We start from the raw sequence: 20,764 nt of genomic DNA, 5'->3' as shown, positions 1-20,764 counted from the left end.
CAGGCTGACTAACGGTTGGAACCATCCGGGATGCCGCACAGTGAGGGCTGGACATGATGTCCACCTTCAAATCCCTGCACATCCTGAACTACCGGATCTGGTTCATCGGCGCGGTGATCTCCAACATCGGGACCTGGATGCAGCGCACTGCCCAGGACTGGCTGGTCTTTGACCACCTGACCGACCACGATGCCAGCGCCATGGGCATCACAATGGCCCTGCAGCTCGGACCCCAGCTCTTCCTCGCCCCTGTGGCCGGGCTGCTGGCCGACCGCTTCAACCGCAGACAGGTGCTTATCCTGACCCAGTCCGCGATGGCGGTGCTGAGTGCAGGGCTGGGCGTCCTGGTGGTATCCGGGGCCGCGCAGCTCTGGCATGTCTACGGCTTCGCGCTGCTGCTCGGCGTGGTGTCCGCCTTCGACGCCCCGGTGCGGCAGACCTTCGTCTCTGAATTGGTCCGCGACGACTACCTGCCCAATGCGGTAGCGCTCAACAGCGCATCCTTTAACGTGGCCCGCATGATCGGGCCTGCGGTGGCCGGCATCCTCACGGTCGCCGTCGGCCCCGGCTGGGTCTTCCTGATCAACACCCTGACGTTCGTGGCGTTGCTGCTCAGCCTGTGGAAGATTCCCACCGCCTCGCTGCGCCAGCTGCCCCGGGCCGCGGCCGGCAAGGGCCGGATCCGCGAGGGGCTGCGCTACGTGCGGTTCCGCCCGGACATCGTGGTGGTACTGGTCGCGGTCTTTATCGTCGGGACCCTGGGACTGAACTTCGTGCTGTTCATCGCGGCCATGGTCGGCACGGAATTCGGCCTCGATGCCAGCGCCTTCGGGCTGATGAATTCCATTATGGCCATCGGCTCCGTCGCCGGCGCCCTGCTGTCCGCGGGCCGCAAGAAGCCCCGGCTGCGGATCATCTTCGGAGCGGCCGGAGCCTTCGGCGTCGCCTCCGGCATCGCGGCGTTGGCCCCCAGCTACTTCTGGTTCGGCGTGGCGCTGGTGCCGGTGGGACTCTTCGCCATCACCATGGTGACGAGCGCCAACGGCTACGTGCAGACCACCACGGACCCCGTGATGCGCGGCCGGGTGATGGCGCTCTACATGGCGATCTTTATGGGGGGCACACCCATCGGGGCTCCGTTCGTGGGGTGGGTCGCCAACGCCGCCGGTCCCCGCTGGTCCCTGAGCGTCGCCGCCGCCTCCGGCCTGCTCGCGGCCCTGATCGGACTCGTGTGGATTGTCCGGGCCAGGCAGCTGCGGATCCGGTTCGACCGGCGCGCCCGGGGGCTGCGCCACTTCCGTGTGGTGTCCGCCGGCCCGGAGACCTCAAGCGGCCCCGACGCCAACGGCGACGCCCGGGACTAAAACCGGACGGCGCCGTCGGACGCCCGGACGCCGGCGGCCGCCCGTCAAACGCTAACGCCCTGGCGCCGCGCTGGCCTGGAGAGTTACTTCTTCAGCTCGCCCACCACGAAGTCGATGCACTCCAGCAGCGCAGACACATCGTCCGGCTCGATCGCCACGAAGGTCGCGATGCGGAGCTGGTTGCGGCCCAGCTTGCGGTACGGCTCGGTGTCAACGATGCCGTTGGCGCGGAGCACCTTAGCGATCGCTGCGGCGTCGATGGAGTCATCGAAGTCGATCGTCGCGATGACGTTGGAGCGTTCCTCGGCCTTTGCCACGAACGGCATGGCGTACTCCGAGGCCTCGGCCCAGCGGTAGATGCGGCCGGCCGAATCCGCCGTCCGTGCCGAGGCGAAGTCCAATCCGCCGTTCGCGTTGAGCCACTGCACCTGGGCATCGAGAGTGACCAGCGTGGCCAGGGCCGGGGTGTTGTAGGTCTGGTTCAGCCGCGAGTTGTCAATCGCCGTCTGAAGGTCCAGGAAGTCCGGGATCCAGCGGCCGCCGGCCTTGATCCGCGCCGCTCGTTCCAGCGCCGCCGGGGAGAACAGGCCAAGCCACAGGCCGCCGTCGGAGGCAAAGTTCTTCTGCGGGGCGAAGTAGTAGACGTCCGCTTCGGCGACGTCGACATCCAGCCCGCCGGCAGCCGAGGTGGCGTCAACCAGGACGAGGGAGCCTGCATCGGCGCCAGCCACACGCCGGACCGGTGCGGCAACGCCGGTGGAAGTCTCGTTCTGCGGCCAGGCATAGACGTCGACGCCGGCTTCGGCCCTGGCCGCCGGGCGGGTGCCCGGTTCGGATTTGATGATGCTGGACTCCGCAAGGAAAGGTGCCTTGTTGGTGGCGGAGGCGAACTTCGAGCCAAACTCGCCAAAGGACAAGTGCTGGGCCTTGTTCTCCACCAGGCCGAAGCTCGCGATGTCCCAGAACGCCGTCGATCCGCCGACGCCCAGAATGACTTCATATCCCTCGGGGGCGCGGAAGAACTGGCTGAGCCCGCTCCGGACCGATCCCACGAGGTTCTTGACCGGCGCCTGGCGGTGGGAGGTTCCCAGCAGCTGCGACGCCGCGGCGAGGGCTTCCATCTGCTCCCGACGGACCTTGGACGGTCCGGCGCCGAACCGGCCGTCCTTGGGCAGGAGGTTTGCGGGAATCGTGATGCTGGTGTCGCTCACAGTGGCTCCAATTTTCGGCTGGTACAAAAAGGGCGGCTCGGGAGGTGGCCCGGCAGCGTGGCTGCAGCGGAGCCTTGCGTTTCATTCTGCCTGAATGCCCGGCGGGGGCGGCAAAAAGCCCGTCATAGTCCGGTCACTGAGATTATCAGGAGTAATTCAAAATAGGCTAAGCTGGCCTGCGAACGTACGGCGGACCCCGCCAGGGCGCCTGCAGCACGCGGTACGGTGGGAACACGCAAGGACGGCGCTCTAGGAGCTGAGCTGAATGACGGATCTGATCGATACAACCGAGATGTATCTTCGGACCATTCTGGAACTTGAAGAAGAAAACATCGTCGCCCTCCGCGCCCGCATCGCCGAACGGCTGCGTCACTCCGGCCCCACAGTGTCCCAGACCGTCGGCCGGATGGAACGCGACGGGCTCGTGGTTGTTTCGGGCGACCGCCACCTGGAACTGACGGAAACAGGCCGGAAGCGTGCCATCGAAGTCATGCGCAAGCACCGCCTTGCCGAGCGGTTGCTGGCTGATGTGATCGGCCTCGACTGGGCTTACGTCCATGAGGAAGCCTGCCGCTGGGAACACGTCATGAGTGAGCGGGTGGAGCGGCGAATCTTCGAACTGCTGAACCATCCCACCGTTTCGCCCTATGGCAACCCGATTCCGGGCCTCGCGGAGCTGGGTGGACTGCCCTCCCAGCCCTATGCCGACGACGTCGTGAACCTGCTGGAGGCCATGGCCGGTTACGGTCCGGATTCCCGGATCATGGTCAGTCGCCTTGCCGAGCCCATCCAGGTGGAACCGGAACTGCTCGTCCAGCTTGATGAGGGCGGCATCCGCCCCGGCGCACTGGTGTCGCTGGAGCGCGTGGGGGAGTACATCTCAGTGCGGGTGCCCGACATCGAGGGTGCCCTGGAGCTCCCGCCCGAGGTGGCGGCGCACGTCTTTGTCACCCTCGGTTAGCCGCCGCTCACAGGGTAGCTCCCGGGACCTCCATGAACTCGTGGGACCTCCCATGAGATGTCCACAGGGCGATAACGGATTTATCACTGGACGGCTTAATCGCCTATAGTTGAAGACTAGTACCGATACCAAAGCGTTATCTGATCCGAAGCCGAGCTCTGCCAGCGGATCAGTCGCAGAACCACCTTCTGGCAGGGGCGGGGGAACCACTTCCGGCTGTGCAACAGCCTTGGGGTGAAGTCCGTCAGCGGCAAGCACACTTGACCGGGGACGTCCTTTGATGCCTCTGTGCCTGGATGCTTGCCACGGCGGACCGGGTCTTTGATCTCTCTGACCCGAATCCGACAGCTAACTCCGCAGGCTCTTCAGAGAGGAACCTTTTTGACCACCCAGATCGTCAGGGGCCGCCGTCGTGCGACCGGCCCCGCTCCGGAGCCGCGCCCGGCCGTCGCCGTACCGGCAGACCGCCCACGTGACGCGCACCGCGACGAACGCAGAGGCCGCCGCAGCCCGTTCCGCCAGGTAACGGACTTCGCCGCCGCCAGTGGAGTGGGGCAAAAAGCCGGAATAGCACTGGCTGCCACGGGACTGGTCCTCACTGTGGCTGTTCCCGCCACCAGCCCCGTGATGGCCACGGACACCGGGTCAAACGCCGGATCCATCTCTGCCGCAGTCCAGCCGGATGTGACCGCCGCCGAGGCCAAAATCGACTTCAACCGCACCGCCGTCACGACCCAAAGTGACCCGGACGGCAAGCTCAAGCAGTTGCTGAGCGCCCAGTCGGCCGGCTCCATCACGCGCGCCGCCTCCACGGGCAGCCTCGGGGCGCCCTTGGGCCAGCTGAAGACGGCGTCGCCCTTCGGATACCGCGTCAGCCCCATCACCGGCGGCTCCGGGGAATTCCACCGCGGCCAGGACTACGCTGCCCAGTGCGGCACTGCCGTCCTTGCGGCCGCCAGCGGCACGGTGACCTTCACGGGATGGCATCCCTACGGTGGCGGAAACCGTGTGGTGATCGACCACGGCAACGGCCTGGAGACCACCTACAACCACTTGTCCTCCGCCAGCGTCAAGGTGGGCCAGCAGGTCCTCCGCGGCGCAGCCGTGGCGATGAGCGGCACCACGGGCGCCTCTACGGGCTGCCACCTTCACTTCGAGGTCATGGTCAACGGCGAAGTCGTCGACCCGACCGGCTGGCTCTAACCGAGCCGATGGGACACTCTCGCATTCCTGTGACACGCCGTGATCTGAATGTGACATTGAGCCCGAACTGCTGTACCGTTTGACTCACGCCAACTTTTCCGAAGTTGGCGCTCTTGAGTGGATTGCCTAGCTCTGCCACCGCTCAAGGTCCGTTCGCATTACATCGTCTGGCAGGGGCGGGGGAACCAATTTTGGCCTTCGAAAGAAGGCCTTGGGGTTAAGTCGCAAAAGCTTCCCAGGAAGCAGCGCGGCCGGGTGACTCCCATCCGAATCCGACAGCTCACCTCGCAGGCATTGGGAGAGGCTACTTTCGTGTCTTCACGCCACAATGCTGCGCGTCACCGCGCTTGCGCGGCTCTAACGAGCCCGCTGAAATCCACCCTCCGTGGTGCCCTTTGTGGCGCCCGGAACGGATCTCACACCGCCGGCTCAATCTCTGCCGAGTCCGGCCCGCAGGCCATGCACCTGCAAGCAGTTCCCGCTTTTGGCGCGTCTTCGCAGTACACCCTTCGCTAAGTAACCCATTTCGGGGCGATCCGGCGTACCCCCAAGATGCCGGAGCGTCCTCAGCCCGCGCCTGAAAAGCGCGGACCCAGGATCACGAAAGAGAGAACTTAATGACTACTCGTGCAAACGCACGGCACCGCGCCGAGGTCACCAAGACCAACTCGCTGGCCGTCATTGCCAAGGCCGTCGGCGACAACGCCGGTGGCATGGGTCGCCAGGCCGCAGTTATCGCTGCCGCCTCCGGCCTCGTCCTGACCAGCGGTATCGCGGCCAACGCTGCCGAGGCCAACGTCCAGCGCGAGTCCACCTCCGCTTCCACCCTCGAAGTCCAGTCCGCCGCCCCGGCGACGATCTCGGCTGCTTCGACCATCGCGATCTCCTTCGAGAAGCCGGCCGTCACCACCACGCCGGCCCCCGTCGTGGAGGCCCCGAAGCCTGTCGTGAAGGTCCAGGAGACTTCCACGGCCAACACTGCCGCCACGGCCAAGACCGCGAGCACCAAGGTCGGCGCCACCGCAGCCCCCGCTGCCACCACGCCGGCTCCGGCCGTCGCCAGCGGCATGGGCGCCACGATCGCCGCTGCCGCCTACGCCCAGCTCGGCGTTGGCCAGGACTGCACCGCACTCGCCACGAACTCGCTGGCTGCCGCGGGCATCAACTACCACGGCTGGCCGGCAGGGTACCTGTCCCTCGGCCGCACCGTGAGCGCTGCCGCGGCACTGCCGGGCGACCTCGCCTACTACCAGAACGGCGGAGCGGGCCTGGCCCACATCGCCGTTTACGTCGGCAACGGCAAGGCTGTTCACGGCGGCTGGAACGGTGGAACCACCTCCCTGCAGAGCGTCAACGTCGGTTCCGGCCCGGTCTTCATCCGCGTCGGCGGCTAAGACAACAACTGCTAGCAACGCAAAGGACCCCTGCCACGTGGCAGGGGTCCTTTGCGTTGCCAGGACGTGAACTTCAGCGGACCCGCGCGGTTCGGGCAAAAAAAGATTCGGAGAATCGGCATCTCCATGTTTACTCTTGTTTTGTCGATCCATAGCCCGACCATGCAGAGGGCAGCCGGCCCTCGTGCCCCTGGCGGGTGCGGCCGTGAAGAGGTATGCGGATGCGCACTCTCGTTCTGAATGCTGGATATGAACCGCTGGCGGTTGTGACCTTCCGCCGGGCACTCGTCCTTGTGCTGACTGGAAAGGCCAGTGTCGTGGCGGAAGGCGACGAACCCGTCGTCGGGCCGCAGGACGTCCTGGGCCGGCCTTCGGTGATTCTCCTGAATCGCTACATCAGGCCCCGCTACAACACAGTCACGACGGTGAGCCGCCGCGGGGTGCTCCGCCGGGACGGACACCGCTGCGCCTATTGCGGCAAAGCCGCCCACACCATCGATCATGTCCAGCCCAAATCCAGGGGCGGCGCGGATTCCTGGGAAAACCTCGTCGCTGCCTGCCTCCGGTGCAACAACGCCAAAGGCGACCACACCCCGGGGGAGATGGGGTGGAAACTCGGTTTCAGCCCCGCGCCGCCCAAGGGCACGACCTGGCAAATCAAGGAACTGGAGAAGCCGACGCCGGCCTGGGACCCTTTCCTGCTGCCGGAATCGGCTGCCTGAACCGGCTGCCTGGCCCGGCGCTCGCCCGGCGCGCCCCGGCCGCCGCGCCAGGACAGGACCTATAGCCAGCTACGCTGGGCCGGTGGAATTCGATGCTGTCATTCTTGCCGGGGGCCGGTCGTCCCGGCTGGGCGGCGTGCCCAAATCCGGTCTGACCCAGGACGGCGCCACCCTCCTGGAGCGCGCCCTGCAGTCCGCGCGCGGCGCGGCCGCCGTCGCCGTTGTCGGGCCAGACCCGGGAACCCTGCCTGGGGGAGTGCTGAGCTGCCGGGAGGAACCGGCCTTTGCCGGCCCCGCCGCCGCCGTCGCCGCCGGCATCTCCGCCCTGGAACAGCACCGCAGCCGAGACCCCCGCCACCCTGCCGCGGCACCGCTGACCCTGGTCCTCGCCGTCGACATGCCCCGGGCGGGCGCCGCCGTTGGAACCCTGCTGGCAGCCGCAGCGGCAGCCCCGCCGGGCGACGGGCTGATGGCAGTGTCTGCCGACGGGCGCCGGCAGCCCCTGGTCGGACTTTATAGCACGGCTGCGCTACAACGGTGCGTGGCCGACGCCAAGCAGCGCGGCGCGCTCGAAAACGCCTCGATATTCGCCCTTCTTGCTAGTCTGGAGGTGCGGGAAGTCAGCGTCCCCAGGGGGTCTACGGATGATGTGGATACCTGGGACGATGCCTCCGCGCTGGGGGTGACCGGCCCGGCTGACGGCCATGGCTTCGACAGCCATCACCGCGACGGCCGGGACCGCGACAGCCATGGCCGCGACAGCCATGACCCAGGCCTCCGGCCCGGGGTTCCCCCGCTGAACTCGACCTTGGAGGCAAACGGTGAAAAGCCAGGATGAAACACTCGAAGACTGGTGCCGTGCCCTGCTTCAGGCCCTGGAACTGGAAGACGTCGAGGTTGACGTGAACGAGGTCCTGGCCCTGGCCGGGGTGGCGGCGCATTCCGTGGTGCGTCCTGCCGCGCCGTTGACAACGTTCATTGCCGGCTTTGCGGCAGGACTGGCCTCCGGCTCCGGCCAGGCCACGGATGCCGTCTCGATGCAGGCCGCGATGGGCGTCGCCCGGAAACTGGCCAAGGACTACGCCGCCAACGAAGCCTCCGGAGCATGACACCTGCACCCCCTCACGGCAGCACAGCGGCCGCGACGGATGAGCCTGCGCCCCATCGGCACCTCGCGCACACCTGGCAGGAAGCCCGGCAGCTTGCCTTCGACTGTGCGACGCCCATCCCCGCCGCACCCGTGGCCCTTCGCGACGCGCTGGGGCGGAAACTCGCCGCCGATGTGGCGGCGCTCGTGGACATGCCGCACTACGCCTCCTCCGCCATGGACGGCTGGGCCGTCAACGGCAGCGGACCGTGGATCCTCGCCGAATCCGGCCAGCGGCTGGCGCCCCACCAGGCCAGCCCAATCGTCACGGGCGGGTTGATTCCCCCCGGAGCGAAGGCCGTGCTGCGCAGCGAAAGCGGCACCCTTGCCGCCGACGAGGACGGGCTGCCGGTCCTGCAGCTCGGCGGCGGGGCGAAGCCCGGCGAGCCTCGCAACGGCGAGCACATCCGGAAAGCCGGGGAGGAAGCCGCCGCCGGTGACATGCTGATCCAGGGCGGCACCGTGCTCAACCCCGCCCACCTGGCCCTCGCGGCCCTCGCCGCCCACGACACCCTGCCGGTCCTGGGCAAGGCCGTCGTCCGGTTGGTGTTCACCGGCTCGGAAGTGGTCCCAGCCGGGATCCCCCGGCCGGGGGAGGTGCGCGACACCTTCGGTCCCCAGCTCGCCGGAGTCGTGGAAATGCTCGGCGGAATCTGTGCCGGCGAAACGAAAATCGGCGACAGCTACGCTGAATGGCTCACCGCGCTCGAGGACACCGACCCGGAGGGGGAACCAGCCGCAGCCGATGAAGCTCAGCCGCCCGTCCGGTCCGGCACTGAACCGCTGCCGGCCGACGTCGTCATCACCACAGGCGGCACCGGCCGGTCCGGGACCGACCACCTGCGCCGTTCCGTGGCCGAACTCGGCGGACGGCTGTTGATCGACGGCATCGCGATGCGTCCCGGCCATCCCGCCGTGCTGGCAGAACTGCCGGACGGCAGGTTCATCATCGGGCTGCCGGGCAATCCGCTCGCGGCCATGATGGCACTGTCAACCATCGGCGCCCCGCTCCTGGCAGCGCTGGGGCACCGGTCCCTGCCGCCCGTCACCGAGGTGCCGTGCGGCTCCATGATCGACCCTGACCCCGGCCGGACCCGGCTGATGCCCTTCCGGCTTCTCTACGGCATGGCGTCCCCGGCACAGCACACCGGGCCGGGCATGATGCGCGGGCTGGCCGCGGCCGACGGCGTCCTGGTGGTCCCGCCGCACGGAGTCCAGCTGGGGGAAACCGTCCAGGCCTTCACCCTCCCCTGGGGAACGCCCCTCCCGGAGCCTGCGGTACCCAAAGACAAGCCCGCCCCCAAACGGCCCGCCCGGAAGCCCTCCGGTACCGGCGGGCCCGTGGACTGGAGCGAACTGCTGGGGTAGCGCCCGGCCTCGAACCCGCGCTGGCCACCCGGCCCAGTGCTTGCCATGATGGAGTTATGTTGGTTAGGAGTACCTGATGGGCCGTGTCACGCAGCGCCGCAAGGTGCACAAGTATGTCCTGGACGGATCCCCCCAGGCCCTGGAATTCCCGGTCCGGCACCGGGAGGACGTGCTCGCCGTGGAGGAACCGCTGGAGATCCGGATCGGCAGCCTGTCCTTCTCCGTCACCATGCGGACCCCCGGGAACGACTTTGACCTCGTCGCGGGATTCCTCGTCTCCGAAGGCGTCATCTGGAGCCCCGAACAGCTCGTCTCGCTGCGGTTCTGCGCCGGCGAAGACGAGGACGGCGTCCAGACGTTCAACGTGGTGGAAGCCCAGCTGAGGCCCGACGTCGTCCGGCCGGACACCGGCCGGAACGTGTACACCTCCAGCTCGTGCGGCATTTGCGGCACGGATTCCATCGAGGCCGTGCACAAGTCCTCACATTTCAGCCCCGCCGATGACCCGCTGACGGTGCCCGTGGCCACGCTCGCGGCCCTTCCAGACCGGCTGCGGGAAGCACAGGCAGTCTTTGACCTCACCGGCGGCGTGCACGCCGCCGGCCTGTTCCGGACCGCCGAGGACGGCTCCGTGGAACTGCTGTGCCTGCGCGAGGACGTGGGGCGCCACAACGCCGTGGACAAGGTGGTCGGCTGGGCCCTCCGCGCGGGCCTGCTCCCGCTGCGCGGAACCGTCCTCCAGGTCTCCGGCCGGGCGTCCTTTGAACTGGTGCAGAAGGCCGCCCTGGCCGGCATTCCCGTCCTCGCCGCGGTCAGCGCGCCGTCGAGCCTGGCGGTCGAACTGGCGGAGGCCAGCGGCATGACGCTGGCCGGCTTCAGCCGCGGCACGTCGCTGAATGTCTATGCGGGGGCCCGCCGCGTGAGGGTGCCCGTGGGCTTGGCGGACAGCGTCCGCTGACAGCCACTTGGCTGGGGGCCAGCCGCGAAGTAAGTTTTATCCATCGATTGGATGCACTCCAGCGTCATCCACGCAGCGCTAAGAGGATCACATTGCACGACGACCGCCGTCTCACGGAAGTCCGGCTGGACCGCTTTGTTCGCGAACGCATCGTCCCCGCGGTCTATCCGCGCAGCGTGCCGCTCACCCTGAGCAGCTGGGATGTCCCCGACGAACCGGTCCCGGTCCTGGACGCCCTCCGGCAGCAGTTCACGCCGCAGGAGCACGGAGCGGCCTGGGGGCGGCCGTGGAGCACCAAGTGGCTGCGGCTGCAGGGGCAGGTCCCGGACGCCTGGGGCACGGCAGCGGACACTTCGGTGGAAGTCATTGTGGACCTGGGCTTCAGCGGTGACCTTCCCGGGTTCCAATGCGAGGGAATCGCCTGGCGGCCGGACGGGACGATCGTCAAGGCGATCTCCCCGCGGAACCAGTACATTCCGCTGAAGCTCCTGGGCAGCGGAATGGCCGTCGACTTCTACGTCGAGGCGGCCGCCAACCCCGACCTGTCGCAGGGCTGGACCTTCGCGGCCACCCCCTACGGCGACAAGACGACCTCCGGCAACGAGCCCAAGTACCGGCTCGGCCGGATCGTCATCGCAGAACTCAACCAGACCGTCTGGGAGCTGCAGCAGGACATCTGGACCCTCAACGGCCTGATGCACGAACTGCCGATGGAACTGCCCCGCCGCCACGAAATCCTGCGCGCCCTGGAACGAATGCTGGACGTGATGGACCCCGACGACGTCCCGGGCACGGCAGCAGCGGGGCGCAAGGCCCTGGCCGGCGTCCTGGCCCGGCCGGCGTACGCCTCCGCCCACCACCTGCTCGCCACCGGACACGCGCACATCGACTCCGCCTGGCTCTGGCCCGTGCGCGAAACCATCCGCAAGTGCGCCCGCACCTTCTCCAATGTGGTGGCACTGATGGACGAGGATCCCGGGTTCGTGTTTTCCTGCTCTTCAGCCCAGCAGCTCGCCTGGGTCAAGGAGCTGTATCCGGATCTCTTCGGACGGGTCCGGGAAAAGGTCAAGACCGGCCAGTTCGTCCCGGTGGGCGGTATGTGGGTCGAATCGGACACGAACATGCCCGGCGGCGAGGCCATGGCCCGCCAGTTCCTGGAGGGGAAGAGCTTTTTCCTGGCCGAGTTCGGCGTGGAATGCGAGGAGGCCTGGCTTCCGGACACCTTCGGCTATTCGGCGGCCATGCCGCAGATCGTCAAGGCTGCCGGCAGCAAGTGGTTCCTGACGCAGAAGATCTCCTGGAACCAGGTCAACCGGATGCCGCATCACTCCTTCAACTGGGAGGGGATCGACGGCACCCGGGTCTTTACGCATTTCCCGCCGGTGGACAGCTACAGCTCGGAACTCAGCGGCCGGGAACTCGCCCACGCCGAGCGCAACTACCGGGACCACGGCCGGGGCACGGTCTCGCTGGTGCCCTACGGCTACGGCGACGGCGGCGGCGGCCCCACCCGGGAGATGCTGGCGGCGGCGCGCCGCACCGCGGACCTTGAGGGATCGCCGAAGGTGGAACTCGGCTCGGCCGCCGGTTTCTTCGCCCGCGCCCAGGCCGAGTACGAGGCGCTCCCGGTCTGGGTCGGTGAGATGTACCTCGAACTGCACCGCGGCACGTACACGAGCCAGGCCAAGACCAAGCTGGGCAACCGGCGCAGCGAACACCTGCTCCGCGAAGCCGAACTCTGGTGCGCCACGGCCGCCGTGCGGGCCGGATACGGCTACCCGGCGGATGAGCTCAAGCGCCTCTGGCGTCTGGTACTCCTGCAGCAGTTTCACGACATCCTCCCGGGCAGCTCCATCGCCTGGGTGCACCAGGACGCAGAACGGAACTACGCCGCCGTCGGCCGGCAGCTGGAAGCGATCATCGCCGACGCCGCCGGCGCGGTGCTGGGCGCCGGGGACACTGACTTCCTGCTCAACGCCGCCCCGCACGAACGCCACGGCGTCCCCGCGCTGGCCGCAGCCGAGCCGGTGCCCGCCGGGCCACCCGTGCTGGCCACCGAAGCCGGCGGCGGCTACATTCTGGACAACGGGATCATCCGCGCCGTCATCAACGCCGACGGTCTGCTCGAATCGCTGACCGATTACGCGAGCGGACGCGACGCCATCGCTCCCGGGCAGTTCGGGAACCTGCTGGAGCTCCACCGGGACACCCCCAACGAATGGGATGCCTGGGACATCGACGCCTTCTACCGCCGCAACGTCGTCCGCCTGACCGGCGCACGCTCCCTGACGGTGGAAACCGGAGGCCGGGACGCCGTCGTTGTGGTGGAACGGCTGGCGGGATCCTCGTCAGTCACCCAGCGGATATCGCTGGAGGCGGGCGCCGGCTCCCTGGCGATTTCGACGGCGGTTGACTGGCAGGAAAGCGAAAAGCTGCTCAAGCTCGGTTTCGCCCTGGACGTCCGGGCGGACCGGTCGGCCTCGGAGACCCAGTTCGGGCATGTGTTCCGTCCGACGCACCTCAACACCTCCTGGGAAACCGCGAAGTTCGAGATCTGCGCCCACCGGTGGATCCACGTCGCCGAGCCCGGCTACGGGGTGGCGGTTACCAACTCATCGACCTACGGCCACGACGTCACCCGGAGTATCCGGGAGGGCGACGGCGGAACGACCACCACCGTGCGGCTCTCGCTGCTGCGCGCGCCCAAGTTCCCGGACCCCGCCGCGGACCGCGGCCGGCACGAACTGACTGTCACCATCCGGCCCGGAGCAGGCATCGCCGACGCCGTCGAAGAGGGATACCGCACGAATCTGGCCGCCCGCGTGGTCAAGGGCGCCCATGGTGTGGAACCGCTCATTGCCGTATCCAACCCGGCCTTGGTCGTTGAAGCCGTGAAACTCGCTGAGGACGGCTCCGGCGACGTGATTGTCCGGGTCTACGAATCGCTGGGGGAGAGGTCCGCGGGGACCGTGACGGCAGACTTTGCCGTCAACGGCGTCCACACGGTGGACCTGCTGGAGCGGCCGGCAGCCGCACCGGGGATGACGTCAGCGGGGGACTCGGCGGACCTGGCGCTCCGGCCCTTCCAGCTGGTGACGTTGAGGTTTGTGCGCTGACGCCCGCCCCCAGCTGACCGCCAAATAAAGCAACGCGGGGTCACTTCCGGCCCAAAATCCCCTCCGGGATGGGCGCGGAGTGACCCCGCGTTGCTTTGCGTAGACTCACTGTCCGGGCGCGAAAAGGCTGTTAAACAGGCTGAGTGGGAGCGGTCCAGCTGGACCGCTACCACTCATCCCCCCAATGGCGCTTGGGCGGCTGCCTCGGCCTCGCACGGTTTGTCCCCGTTCACGAAGCAACTGCCGCTTTCACACATTCATGATTCTCTCACGGTCTAATGATTTTGTGAATGCCTAGTCGCGGATCTGACGTAATGTTGCCCTAGCGTTACCTGAGGGGTTCGCGATCAGTCCGGAGAACCAGAACGTTACGAGGCCCAGGACGTAACCCAATGCCGCCGCGTAATTGAGGAAATGCTGTGCGCCCGCCCAGCTGGACGGGGCCAGGGCGGCCGGAAGGCTCATGGCCGCGAAGACAGCGCCGGTCAGGACCAGCAGGGCACCGGCCTTGACCAGGCGAGGCAGCTTGCTCCTGACGGCTGCCAGCAGCGGAGCCACCAGAACGAGCGAAACGAAGGCAGGATAGGTTCGGCCCGCGGCCGTGAAATAGGGCGCCAAATCGGCGTCCCCTGTGCCGCCCGCCAGCGGGGCGGGCAGCATGGCCGGTGACACGGAGCCGACCATCAGGAAGAACGCCAGGGTCACGGCCAGGGAGCTAAGTCCCAGGGCCCAGCGCCCGATTCCTCCGGAAATGAGCTGGCGGGCTCTGGCTGCGGCGAGACCTCGTGTGACGCGGAGGCCAACCAGCAGGACTACTGCGAAGACGAGATACCGCAGGATCAGGCTCGTGACGTCCCGTCCGCCCAGCAATCCGTCAACCGCCTCGTAGAGTTCGGAGACGGCGAGAACACTGCACAAGGTGCCCACGAAGAGGATCCCGAACACGGTCCGGTTCCGGCCCCGCACGGCGTCCGGCACGCGCAGGAGGAGCGCCGTGCAGCACACCAGCAGTGTCGCCCATTCCAGCGTACTCATTATCAAGGTTCTCCCAAGTCTCTCCGCGGCTCAGCTTACGGTGACTAACCGGGCAACTTCTTCCGCGTCTTTCCGGCCGCCCCCGATAGCCACTGAAAGGCCGGGGAGGGATGGCTGCCTAGGCGCGGACAGCCTGTTTTTTCGCCATCAGGCTGGAGATCCAGACAAAAGCCAGTCCCAGCACAAGGCACAACACCGAGGTGTAGTTGATGATGAATTTCAGGTACCCGGCTTCGCTCGGGATCAGGGGGAAGAAGGTGCCGAAGGCCATGGCTGCGAAAGCGACTGTCAGCAGCAGAGCCCCGATGCGGATGGCGAAGGGCAGCCTCCGGCTGATGGCCAGATAGGTGGCGGGGAGGACGCATGCGGCGACGAATGCCGGGTAGAGGCGGCCCGCCGCCGCATACCATTCGATGAGTACCGCATTCTCCGGGCTTCTTGACGGAAGCCCGGTCAGCCCCGTCTCGGACCCTGCTGTGTCGCCCAACAGGAAGAGAGCCACGGTCGCGGTGCCGATGACAGTGAGAACCGCCTTGCCCACGGGGCCAACGATGAGGCGGATGCTCTTCGGAGCGTCGAAGGCTTTGGCGATCCGGTAGCCGGCCAGCAGCACTGTGCCGTAGACGACGAAGCGAAGGATCAGATTTGTGTAGTTAGCGGATCCGAGCCATGCATCGATGGTCATGTAGCTCGCATCGATGCTGAGCAGGATGGCTACGGTGGAGAGCAGGAAGACGCCGAAAACCGAGCGGTTTTCACCCCGCAGCGCACTCGGAATCCGGGCGATCGCGACGAGAGCGCAGACCGTCAAAGTGGTCCACTGCAGGATCGCGATCATCCGAGGTTCTCCCATATCTTTTTTGTTTGTTCGTGTTCGTGTTCCTGGCGGCGCAGGGTTTTACCGAGGGCCTGCAGCCGCTCGCCGGCCAGGGCGGTGAGTTCGCCCTCGGACAGGGCGTCCAGCGCGGTTTGCTTGGCCTCGGGCGGCCAGCCGGCCTCAGCTTCCGTTATCAAACCCGCAGCGACGAGGCCGCCCGTGAAGCCTACGCCAGCGGCGCGAGCGGTCGCGACCGCCAACTCGGGGGAGAGCCTGTTGGCGGTCAATTGTGCCGAGTAGTTCTGCGGCGCGACCCCGGTGGCCTCCGAAACCCGGTGCCGCAACTCGCCGTCGTCAATCGCGTCCACCCAGTTCCGTACCGAGGTGGCGTGCGGTGCGGGGCCGAGCGCCGGCGTCAGCGCACTGCCGTCGTCACCGTAGCCGCCGTACGCCGGGGACGTGCGGGAAATGACCGCCCGCAACAAATCCATGGTGGCGATCTGGCTGACGAGTTCGGCGGGGGTGGGCGGCTGCGGCCGCCCGGCAAGTTCCGCATAGCTCTCAAACGAGGCGAGGTCCTCCCAGGGGCTGCGCTTCAGGGCGCGGCTGATGCTGACGAGGGTGTTTTCCGCGACTTTGCCGCGCACCAGCTGCTGGGCGAGCGTGGTGCGCTTGATCCCGGAGATCCTGCAGATGTCGGCGGTGCTAGCGCTGGGAGCAACGACATGGAGCCAGAGTTGAAACGCCTTGGCGGGTAGGGGCATTTACGGCTTCCTGCAGGGTCGAACGGAAGTGCGGCTTCTAAAGTTTAGTGGAGCCGTGACTGTAGTGATTTTACGGGAGGTGCTGATTCAACTATGCTAAGTGTTCGAACCCGCTGGTCCGTACACCCCCCAAGTCCGGACCAGCGGGTTCTTTTATGCCCGGCGGCCGGGAGCCGCCCGGAGCGCCCTGTGGCTGGCTGCCTGAGGCCGCGGTGAGAGAATGGACTAATGACTGCAACCCTTGTCGCCAAGGACCTCTCCGGTGGTCACGACCACCGCACACTCTTCTCCAAACTCTCCCTGACCGTCGCGCCGGGCGACGTCGTCGGCGTCGTCGGGGCCAATGGCGCGGGCAAATCCACCCTGCTCCGGCTGCTTGCCGGCGTCGACGAGCCGCAGGAAGGCACCGTCAGCCTTGCCCCGGCGGACGCGTTCGTGGGCTGGCTGCCCCAGGAACACGAACGGATCGCCGGCGAGACGGTGGCCGGCTACATCGCGCGGCGCACCGGCTGCGCCCAGGCCACCCTGGACATGGAGGCCGCGGCGGAGGCGCTCGGCAGCGGCGCCCCGGGCTCCGACGACGACTACTCCCTGGCGTTCGACCGCTGGATGGCTTCCGGCGCCGCGGACCTGGAAGACCGCATCCCGGCCGTCCTGGCGGACCTCGGCCTCGACGTGGGCCAGGACGCCGAGATGACCGGACTCTCCGGCGGACAGGCTGCCCGCGTGGCGCTCGCAGCGCTGCTGCTCAGCCGCTTCGACATCGTGCTCCTGGACGAACCCACAAACGACCTGGACCTCAACGGACTGGCCAAACTCGAGGCCTTCGTGCAGGGTCTCCGCGGCGGAGTGGTGCTGGTTTCCCACGACCGCGAGTTCCTCGCCCGCTGCGTGAGCACCATCGTGGAGCTGGACCTCGCGCAGAACTCCGTGGCGGTCTACGACGGCGGCTACGAGGGCTATCTCGAGGAGCGGGCCGTGGCGCGCCGGCATGCCCGGGAACGGTACGAAGAGTTCGCCAACACCAAGGCCGATCTGGTCTCCCGCGCCCGCACCCAGCGCGAGTGGAGCTCCCAGGGTGTCCGCAACGCCATGAAGAAGAACCCGGACAACGACAAGATCCGGCGCGCGGCCAGCACCGAGTCCTCCGAGAAGCAGGGCCAGAAGGTCCGCCAGATGGAATCCCGCATCGCCCGGCTGGACGAGGTCGACGAACCCCGCAAGGAATGGCAGCTGCAGTTCAGCATCGGGGCGGCACCGCGTTCGAGCGCCGTCGTGGCGACACTCCGCGACGCCGTGGTCCGCCAGGGGGACTTCACTTTGGGCCCGGTGAACCTGCAGCTCAACGCCGGGGAACGGATCGGCATCACCGGCCCCAACGGTGCCGGCAAGTCCACCCTGCTCCGCCTGCTGCTGGGCATCCAGCGGCCCGATTCCGGCGACGCCTCCATGGGCGCCTCCGTGGCCGTCGGCGAGATCGACCAAGCCCGCGGACTGCTGGCCGGGCCGCTGAAACTGGCCGACGCCGTCGAGGCCGTGCTCACGGACCAGACCCCGGCCGAAGTCCGGACCCTGCTGGCCAAATTCGGCCTCAAGGCTGACCACACCTCCCGGCCGGTGGACTCCCTGTCGCCGGGGGAGCGCACCCGGGCCGCGCTGGCCCTGCTGCAGGCCCGCGGCGTGAACCTGCTGGTGCTTGACGAGCCCACCAACCACTTGGATCTCCCGGCAATCGAACAGCTCGAGGAAGCCCTCGAAGGCTATGACGGCGCCCTGCTGCTGGTCACCCACGACCGCCGGCTGCTGGAAAACGTGCGTCTTGACGCGCGCTGGAACGTGGACAACGGCGTCGTCACCGAACTCCTGGGCCACACCGCCCCGAAAGGCAACACGACATGAGCATGGACCGGGTCGCCTGGAGCTCCCTTTACAACATCACGCGCGCCTCGAGCGGCTCGAAACCGTTCTCCAAGGAGACGCTCAAGCGTGTGTTCAGCTTCGCCCGTCCGCACAAGGGCATGCTGATCGCCTTCGTGCTCCTCTCGATCGTGATGGCCGTGCTGGCCGTCGCTACCCCCGTTCTGGCAGGCCAGGTGGTGGACGCGATCATCGCCGGCGCGGCCACCGACGTCGTGGTGTGGCTGGCGGTGCTGATCGCCATTGTGGCGGTCGCCGAAGCCGGGCTGGGACTTCTCACGCGCTGGCTCTCCTCCACGATCGGCGAAGGCGTGATCGTGGACCTGCGCACCAAGGTCTTCGACCACGTGCAGAAGATGCCGATCGCGTTCTTCACCCGGACCCGCACCGGGGCGCTGGTAAGCCGGCTGAACAATGACGTGATCGGCGCCCAGTCGGCCTTCGCCGGGACCCTGTCCGGGGTCGTGAGCAACGTCGTGGCCCTTGCCCTGACCCTCGTGGTGATGCTGGGGAAGTCCTGGCTGATCACCGTGCTCGCCATGATCCTGCTGCCGATCTTCCTGATCCCGGCCCGCCGGATGGGCTCCAAGCTGGCCGACCTGCGCCGTGAAGCTGCCGAGCACAACGCGTCCATGGGCACCCAGATGACGGAACGCTTCTCCGCCCCGGGTGCCACCTTGGTGAAGCTCTTCGGCCGCCCCGACGAGGAATCCCGGGAATTCGCCGTCCGCGCCGGCCGCGTCCGGGATATCGGCATCCGCACTGCCATGCTGCAGTTCACCTTTGTGACCGCCCTGACCCTCGTCTCTGCGCTGGCCCTGGCCCTGGTCTACGGACTTGGCGGCTTCCTGGCCCTGCAGGGGCAGCTGGCCGCGGGCGACGTCGTCGTGCTGGCCCTGCTGCTCACCCGCCTTTATGCGCCGCTCACCGCGCTCTCCAACGCCCGTGTTGAGATCATGAGCGCCCTGGTCAGCTTCGAACGGGTCTTCGAGATCCTGGACCTCAAGCCGCTCATCCAGCAGAAGCCCGATGCGGTGTCATCGCCCGCCGGGCCGCTGTCCGTGGAGTTCGACGACGTCCGCTTCTCCTACCCCTCGGCGGACAAGGTCTCGCTGGCCTCGCTGGAGGACGTGTCCACCCTCGACACCCGCGGCGGCGAAGAAGTGCTGCACGGCATCAGCTTCCGGGTCGAACCCGGCCAGACGGTCGCCCTCGTGGGCTCCTCGGGCGCCGGCAAGTCCACGATCGCGCAACTGCTCTCACGCCTGTACGACGTCGATTCCGGTGCGGTCCGCTTCGGCGGAGCCATTCCCGGGACCGGGGTGGATGTCCGTGACCTCACCTTCGATTCCATGCGGCACACCCTCGGCATGGTGACGCAGGACGGGCACCTGTTCCACGAGAGCATCGCCTCCAACCTGCGCCTGGCCCGCCCGGACGCCAGCGACGAGCTCATGTGGGATGTGTTGCGCCAGTCCCGCCTGGAAGACATGATCCGGTCGCTCCCGGACGGCCTGGACACGGTGGTGGGGGAGCGCGGCTACCGCCTCTCGGGCGGCGAACGCCAGCGCCTCACCATCGCCCGCCTGCTCATTGCCCAGCCGCGCGTCGTGATCCTGGACGAAGCCACCGCTGCCCTGGACTCCACCAACGAAGCCGCCGTCCAGGAGGCCCTGGGCGCCGCGCTTGAGGGGCGCACCGCCGTCGTGATCGCCCACCGGCTGTCGACCATCCGGGCCGCCGACGCCATCCTGGTGGTCGAGGACGGACGGATCGTGGAGCGCGGAACGCATACCGAGCTGCTGGCCGCCGAGGGCCGCTACGCGGAGCTGTACCGGACCCAGTTCGCCGAGGCCAACGCCGTGGCGGAAGAGGCCGTTCCCGGGGCTTAGCCCGGCTGGCCCCACAGCGCGGGCAGGACATGGTCGGTGAGCAGCGGGGCGAGATCGTCGGGCAGCTCCGCGGCCAGGTCCAGCCAGCGGATCTCGGCGATCTCCGCCGAGGGCAGGGCGTTCCAGACCCCCGGGGCCGTGAACACCGTCGCCTGGATCTGCGTCGCGGCCTCATTGGCGGCGTCCGCTAACCAGATGCCCAGGAGCACCAGCTCATCGGCCGCAAGCACGATCCCGACTTCTTCCGCCAGCTCCCGTGCGGCCGTCTGGGCGGCCGTCTCGCCCGTCTCGGGCTTGCCGCCGGGGTGCATGAACTTGTCCGTGCCCCGTTTGCGCACGGTGAGCAGGCGTCCCGCCTCATCGAAGACACAGACCGCGGAGACCACAATGAGCGGGTTCACGCCGCAGCGTCCGCAGTGCGGCGCAGGACCGAGGTGAGCAGCAGGTCCTTCGCCGGGCCGGTGACATCCCACTGGTAGCGGAATTCGGCCGGGCCCGTGCTGGTGTAACTCACGCGGTACGTGTCCGGGTCGCACCAGTGCTGGTCCTGGCTGCTTCGCGGGCCGAAGCCCATCCGGTGGAACGGCCGGCCGTCGGGGAAGAACATGTCCAGCGTGTCCGGGGCTCCTGTGGGCCGGAGCAGGTACTCCCGGCTGGCCGGTCCGGTGAACGGTGTGCCCGCCGCTCCACCGGGGACGGACGCCCAGGAAACGGTGCCCTCTTCGCGGAGGCGTAGGCCGCCGTCGTCGTTTCTTGCGGTAAAGCGGGCGACGCCGGTGAAGGTCCCCCGGGTGCCGGTCGATCTGTCCAGCAGGGATCGTTCCAGCACCCAGCTGCCCAGCAGGTAGGCGCGGAGGTCGAAGTCCGGAGCGGCGTCCGGGGACTGGGGGTTCAA

The 20,764-nt window shown here is 67.8% G+C and carries 18 protein-coding genes and 2 riboswitches; of the genes, 12 read left to right on the top strand and 6 right to left on the bottom strand.

The annotated features are described in order from the left end of the window. The first annotated feature begins 56 nt into the window (after positions 1–56). Positions 57–1,364 carry an MFS transporter gene (locus ACZYZ3_RS09180; RefSeq protein WP_463963590.1) on the top strand — a complete coding sequence of 436 codons (1,308 nt, stop codon included), beginning with the start codon at positions 57–59 and terminating at the stop codon, positions 1,362–1,364. A gap of 83 nt (positions 1,365–1,447) precedes the next feature. Here ACZYZ3_RS09180 and serC read toward each other — a convergent pair whose 3' ends face one another. Next, positions 1,448–2,575 carry a phosphoserine transaminase gene (gene serC / locus ACZYZ3_RS09175; protein ID WP_463963514.1) on the bottom strand — a complete coding sequence of 376 codons (1,128 nt, stop codon included), beginning with the start codon at positions 2,573–2,575 and terminating at the stop codon, positions 1,448–1,450. Positions 2,576–2,840: 265 nt separating this feature from the next. Between serC and ACZYZ3_RS09170 the strand changes: the two genes are divergently transcribed. The 9 genes from ACZYZ3_RS09170 to ACZYZ3_RS09130 all read left to right on the top strand — a co-directional run bounded on the left by ACZYZ3_RS09170 (position 2,841) and on the right by ACZYZ3_RS09130 (position 13,444). Further along, a complete protein-coding gene (locus tag ACZYZ3_RS09170) occupies positions 2,841–3,536 on the top strand; it encodes an iron-dependent transcriptional repressor DtxR (RefSeq protein WP_463963513.1) in 696 nt (231 codons plus the stop codon). Positions 3,537–3,705: 169 nt separating this feature from the next. Then, a riboswitch (cyclic di-AMP (ydaO/yuaA leader) is annotated at positions 3,706–3,914 on the top strand. Between the two features lie 3 nt (positions 3,915–3,917). Then, the gene (locus ACZYZ3_RS09165) at positions 3,918–4,739 is read left to right on the top strand and encodes a M23 family metallopeptidase (protein ID WP_463963512.1); all 822 of its coding nucleotides are present in this window, start codon (positions 3,918–3,920) and stop codon (positions 4,737–4,739) included. Positions 4,740–4,876: 137 nt separating this feature from the next. Then, positions 4,877–5,047, top strand: a riboswitch (cyclic di-AMP (ydaO/yuaA leader). A gap of 309 nt (positions 5,048–5,356) precedes the next feature. Beyond that, positions 5,357–6,133, top strand: coding sequence for an NlpC/P60 family protein (locus ACZYZ3_RS09160; protein ID WP_463963511.1), 777 nt, complete (start codon positions 5,357–5,359; stop codon positions 6,131–6,133). 221 nt (positions 6,134–6,354) lie between these two features. Continuing rightward, positions 6,355–6,855 (top strand): HNH endonuclease, encoded by a 501-nt coding sequence (locus tag ACZYZ3_RS09155; RefSeq protein WP_463963510.1) that lies wholly within the window; start codon positions 6,355–6,357, stop codon positions 6,853–6,855. An 82-nt stretch (positions 6,856–6,937) separates the two neighbouring features. After that, positions 6,938–7,693, top strand: a complete 756-nt coding sequence (gene mobA / locus ACZYZ3_RS09150) for a molybdenum cofactor guanylyltransferase (protein WP_463963509.1) — start codon at positions 6,938–6,940, stop codon at positions 7,691–7,693. Next, entirely contained in the window at positions 7,677–7,964 is a 288-nt protein-coding gene (locus tag ACZYZ3_RS09145) for a DUF6457 domain-containing protein (RefSeq protein ID WP_463963508.1), read from the top strand. Before mobA ends, ACZYZ3_RS09145 begins: the two co-directional genes overlap by 17 nt. Continuing rightward, on the top strand, positions 7,961–9,370 hold the full coding sequence (locus tag ACZYZ3_RS09140) for a molybdopterin molybdotransferase MoeA (protein WP_463963507.1): 1,410 nt from the start codon (positions 7,961–7,963) through the stop codon (positions 9,368–9,370). Before ACZYZ3_RS09145 ends, ACZYZ3_RS09140 begins: the two co-directional genes overlap by 4 nt. Before the next feature lie 76 nt (positions 9,371–9,446). Continuing rightward, the gene (gene fdhD / locus ACZYZ3_RS09135; RefSeq protein ID WP_463963506.1) at positions 9,447–10,328 is read left to right on the top strand and encodes a formate dehydrogenase accessory sulfurtransferase FdhD; all 882 of its coding nucleotides are present in this window, start codon (positions 9,447–9,449) and stop codon (positions 10,326–10,328) included. A 92-nt stretch (positions 10,329–10,420) separates the two neighbouring features. Then, positions 10,421–13,444, top strand: coding sequence for an alpha-mannosidase (locus ACZYZ3_RS09130; RefSeq protein WP_463963505.1), 3,024 nt, complete (start codon positions 10,421–10,423; stop codon positions 13,442–13,444). 294 nt (positions 13,445–13,738) lie between these two features. On the opposite strand, the gene ACZYZ3_RS09125 is transcribed toward ACZYZ3_RS09130, so the two are convergent. The 3 genes from ACZYZ3_RS09125 to ACZYZ3_RS09115 form a co-directional block, all read right to left on the bottom strand. Beyond that, entirely contained in the window at positions 13,739–14,479 is a 741-nt protein-coding gene (locus ACZYZ3_RS09125; protein ID WP_463963504.1) for a hypothetical protein, read from the bottom strand. Between the two features lie 118 nt (positions 14,480–14,597). Continuing rightward, positions 14,598–15,332 carry a hypothetical protein gene (locus ACZYZ3_RS09120; protein ID WP_463963503.1) on the bottom strand — a complete coding sequence of 245 codons (735 nt, stop codon included), beginning with the start codon at positions 15,330–15,332 and terminating at the stop codon, positions 14,598–14,600. After that, on the bottom strand, positions 15,314–16,060 hold the full coding sequence (locus ACZYZ3_RS09115) for a hypothetical protein (RefSeq protein WP_463963502.1): 747 nt from the start codon (positions 16,058–16,060) through the stop codon (positions 15,314–15,316). The genes ACZYZ3_RS09120 and ACZYZ3_RS09115 overlap by 19 nt, the downstream gene beginning before the upstream one ends. Before the next feature lie 228 nt (positions 16,061–16,288). Here ACZYZ3_RS09115 and ACZYZ3_RS09110 point away from each other — a divergent pair, with 228 nt between their 5' ends. Together ACZYZ3_RS09110 and ACZYZ3_RS09105 are read left to right on the top strand one after the other, a co-directional pair. Beyond that, positions 16,289–17,959 carry an ABC-F family ATP-binding cassette domain-containing protein gene (locus tag ACZYZ3_RS09110; RefSeq protein ID WP_463963501.1) on the top strand — a complete coding sequence of 557 codons (1,671 nt, stop codon included), beginning with the start codon at positions 16,289–16,291 and terminating at the stop codon, positions 17,957–17,959. Further along, positions 17,956–19,869: an ABC transporter ATP-binding protein gene (locus tag ACZYZ3_RS09105; RefSeq protein ID WP_463963500.1), complete on the top strand. Its 1,914-nt coding sequence runs from the start codon at positions 17,956–17,958 to the stop codon at positions 19,867–19,869. The genes ACZYZ3_RS09110 and ACZYZ3_RS09105 overlap by 4 nt, the downstream gene beginning before the upstream one ends. Here ACZYZ3_RS09105 and ACZYZ3_RS09100 read toward each other — a convergent pair. Continuing rightward, complete coding sequence (locus tag ACZYZ3_RS09100; RefSeq protein ID WP_463963499.1) at positions 19,866–20,270, bottom strand: NUDIX hydrolase; 405 nt, start codon at positions 20,268–20,270, stop codon at positions 19,866–19,868. The two genes, ACZYZ3_RS09105 and ACZYZ3_RS09100, sit on opposite strands and share 4 nt — an antisense overlap. Continuing rightward, complete coding sequence (locus ACZYZ3_RS09095) at positions 20,267–20,764, bottom strand: DUF6314 family protein (protein ID WP_463963498.1); 498 nt, start codon at positions 20,762–20,764, stop codon at positions 20,267–20,269. The genes ACZYZ3_RS09100 and ACZYZ3_RS09095 overlap by 4 nt, the downstream gene beginning before the upstream one ends.

Source organism: Pseudarthrobacter linnaei, assembly GCF_055412825.1.
The sequence above is the reverse complement of the archived record's forward strand: the minus strand, read 5'-3'. Positions and strand labels throughout refer to the sequence as shown.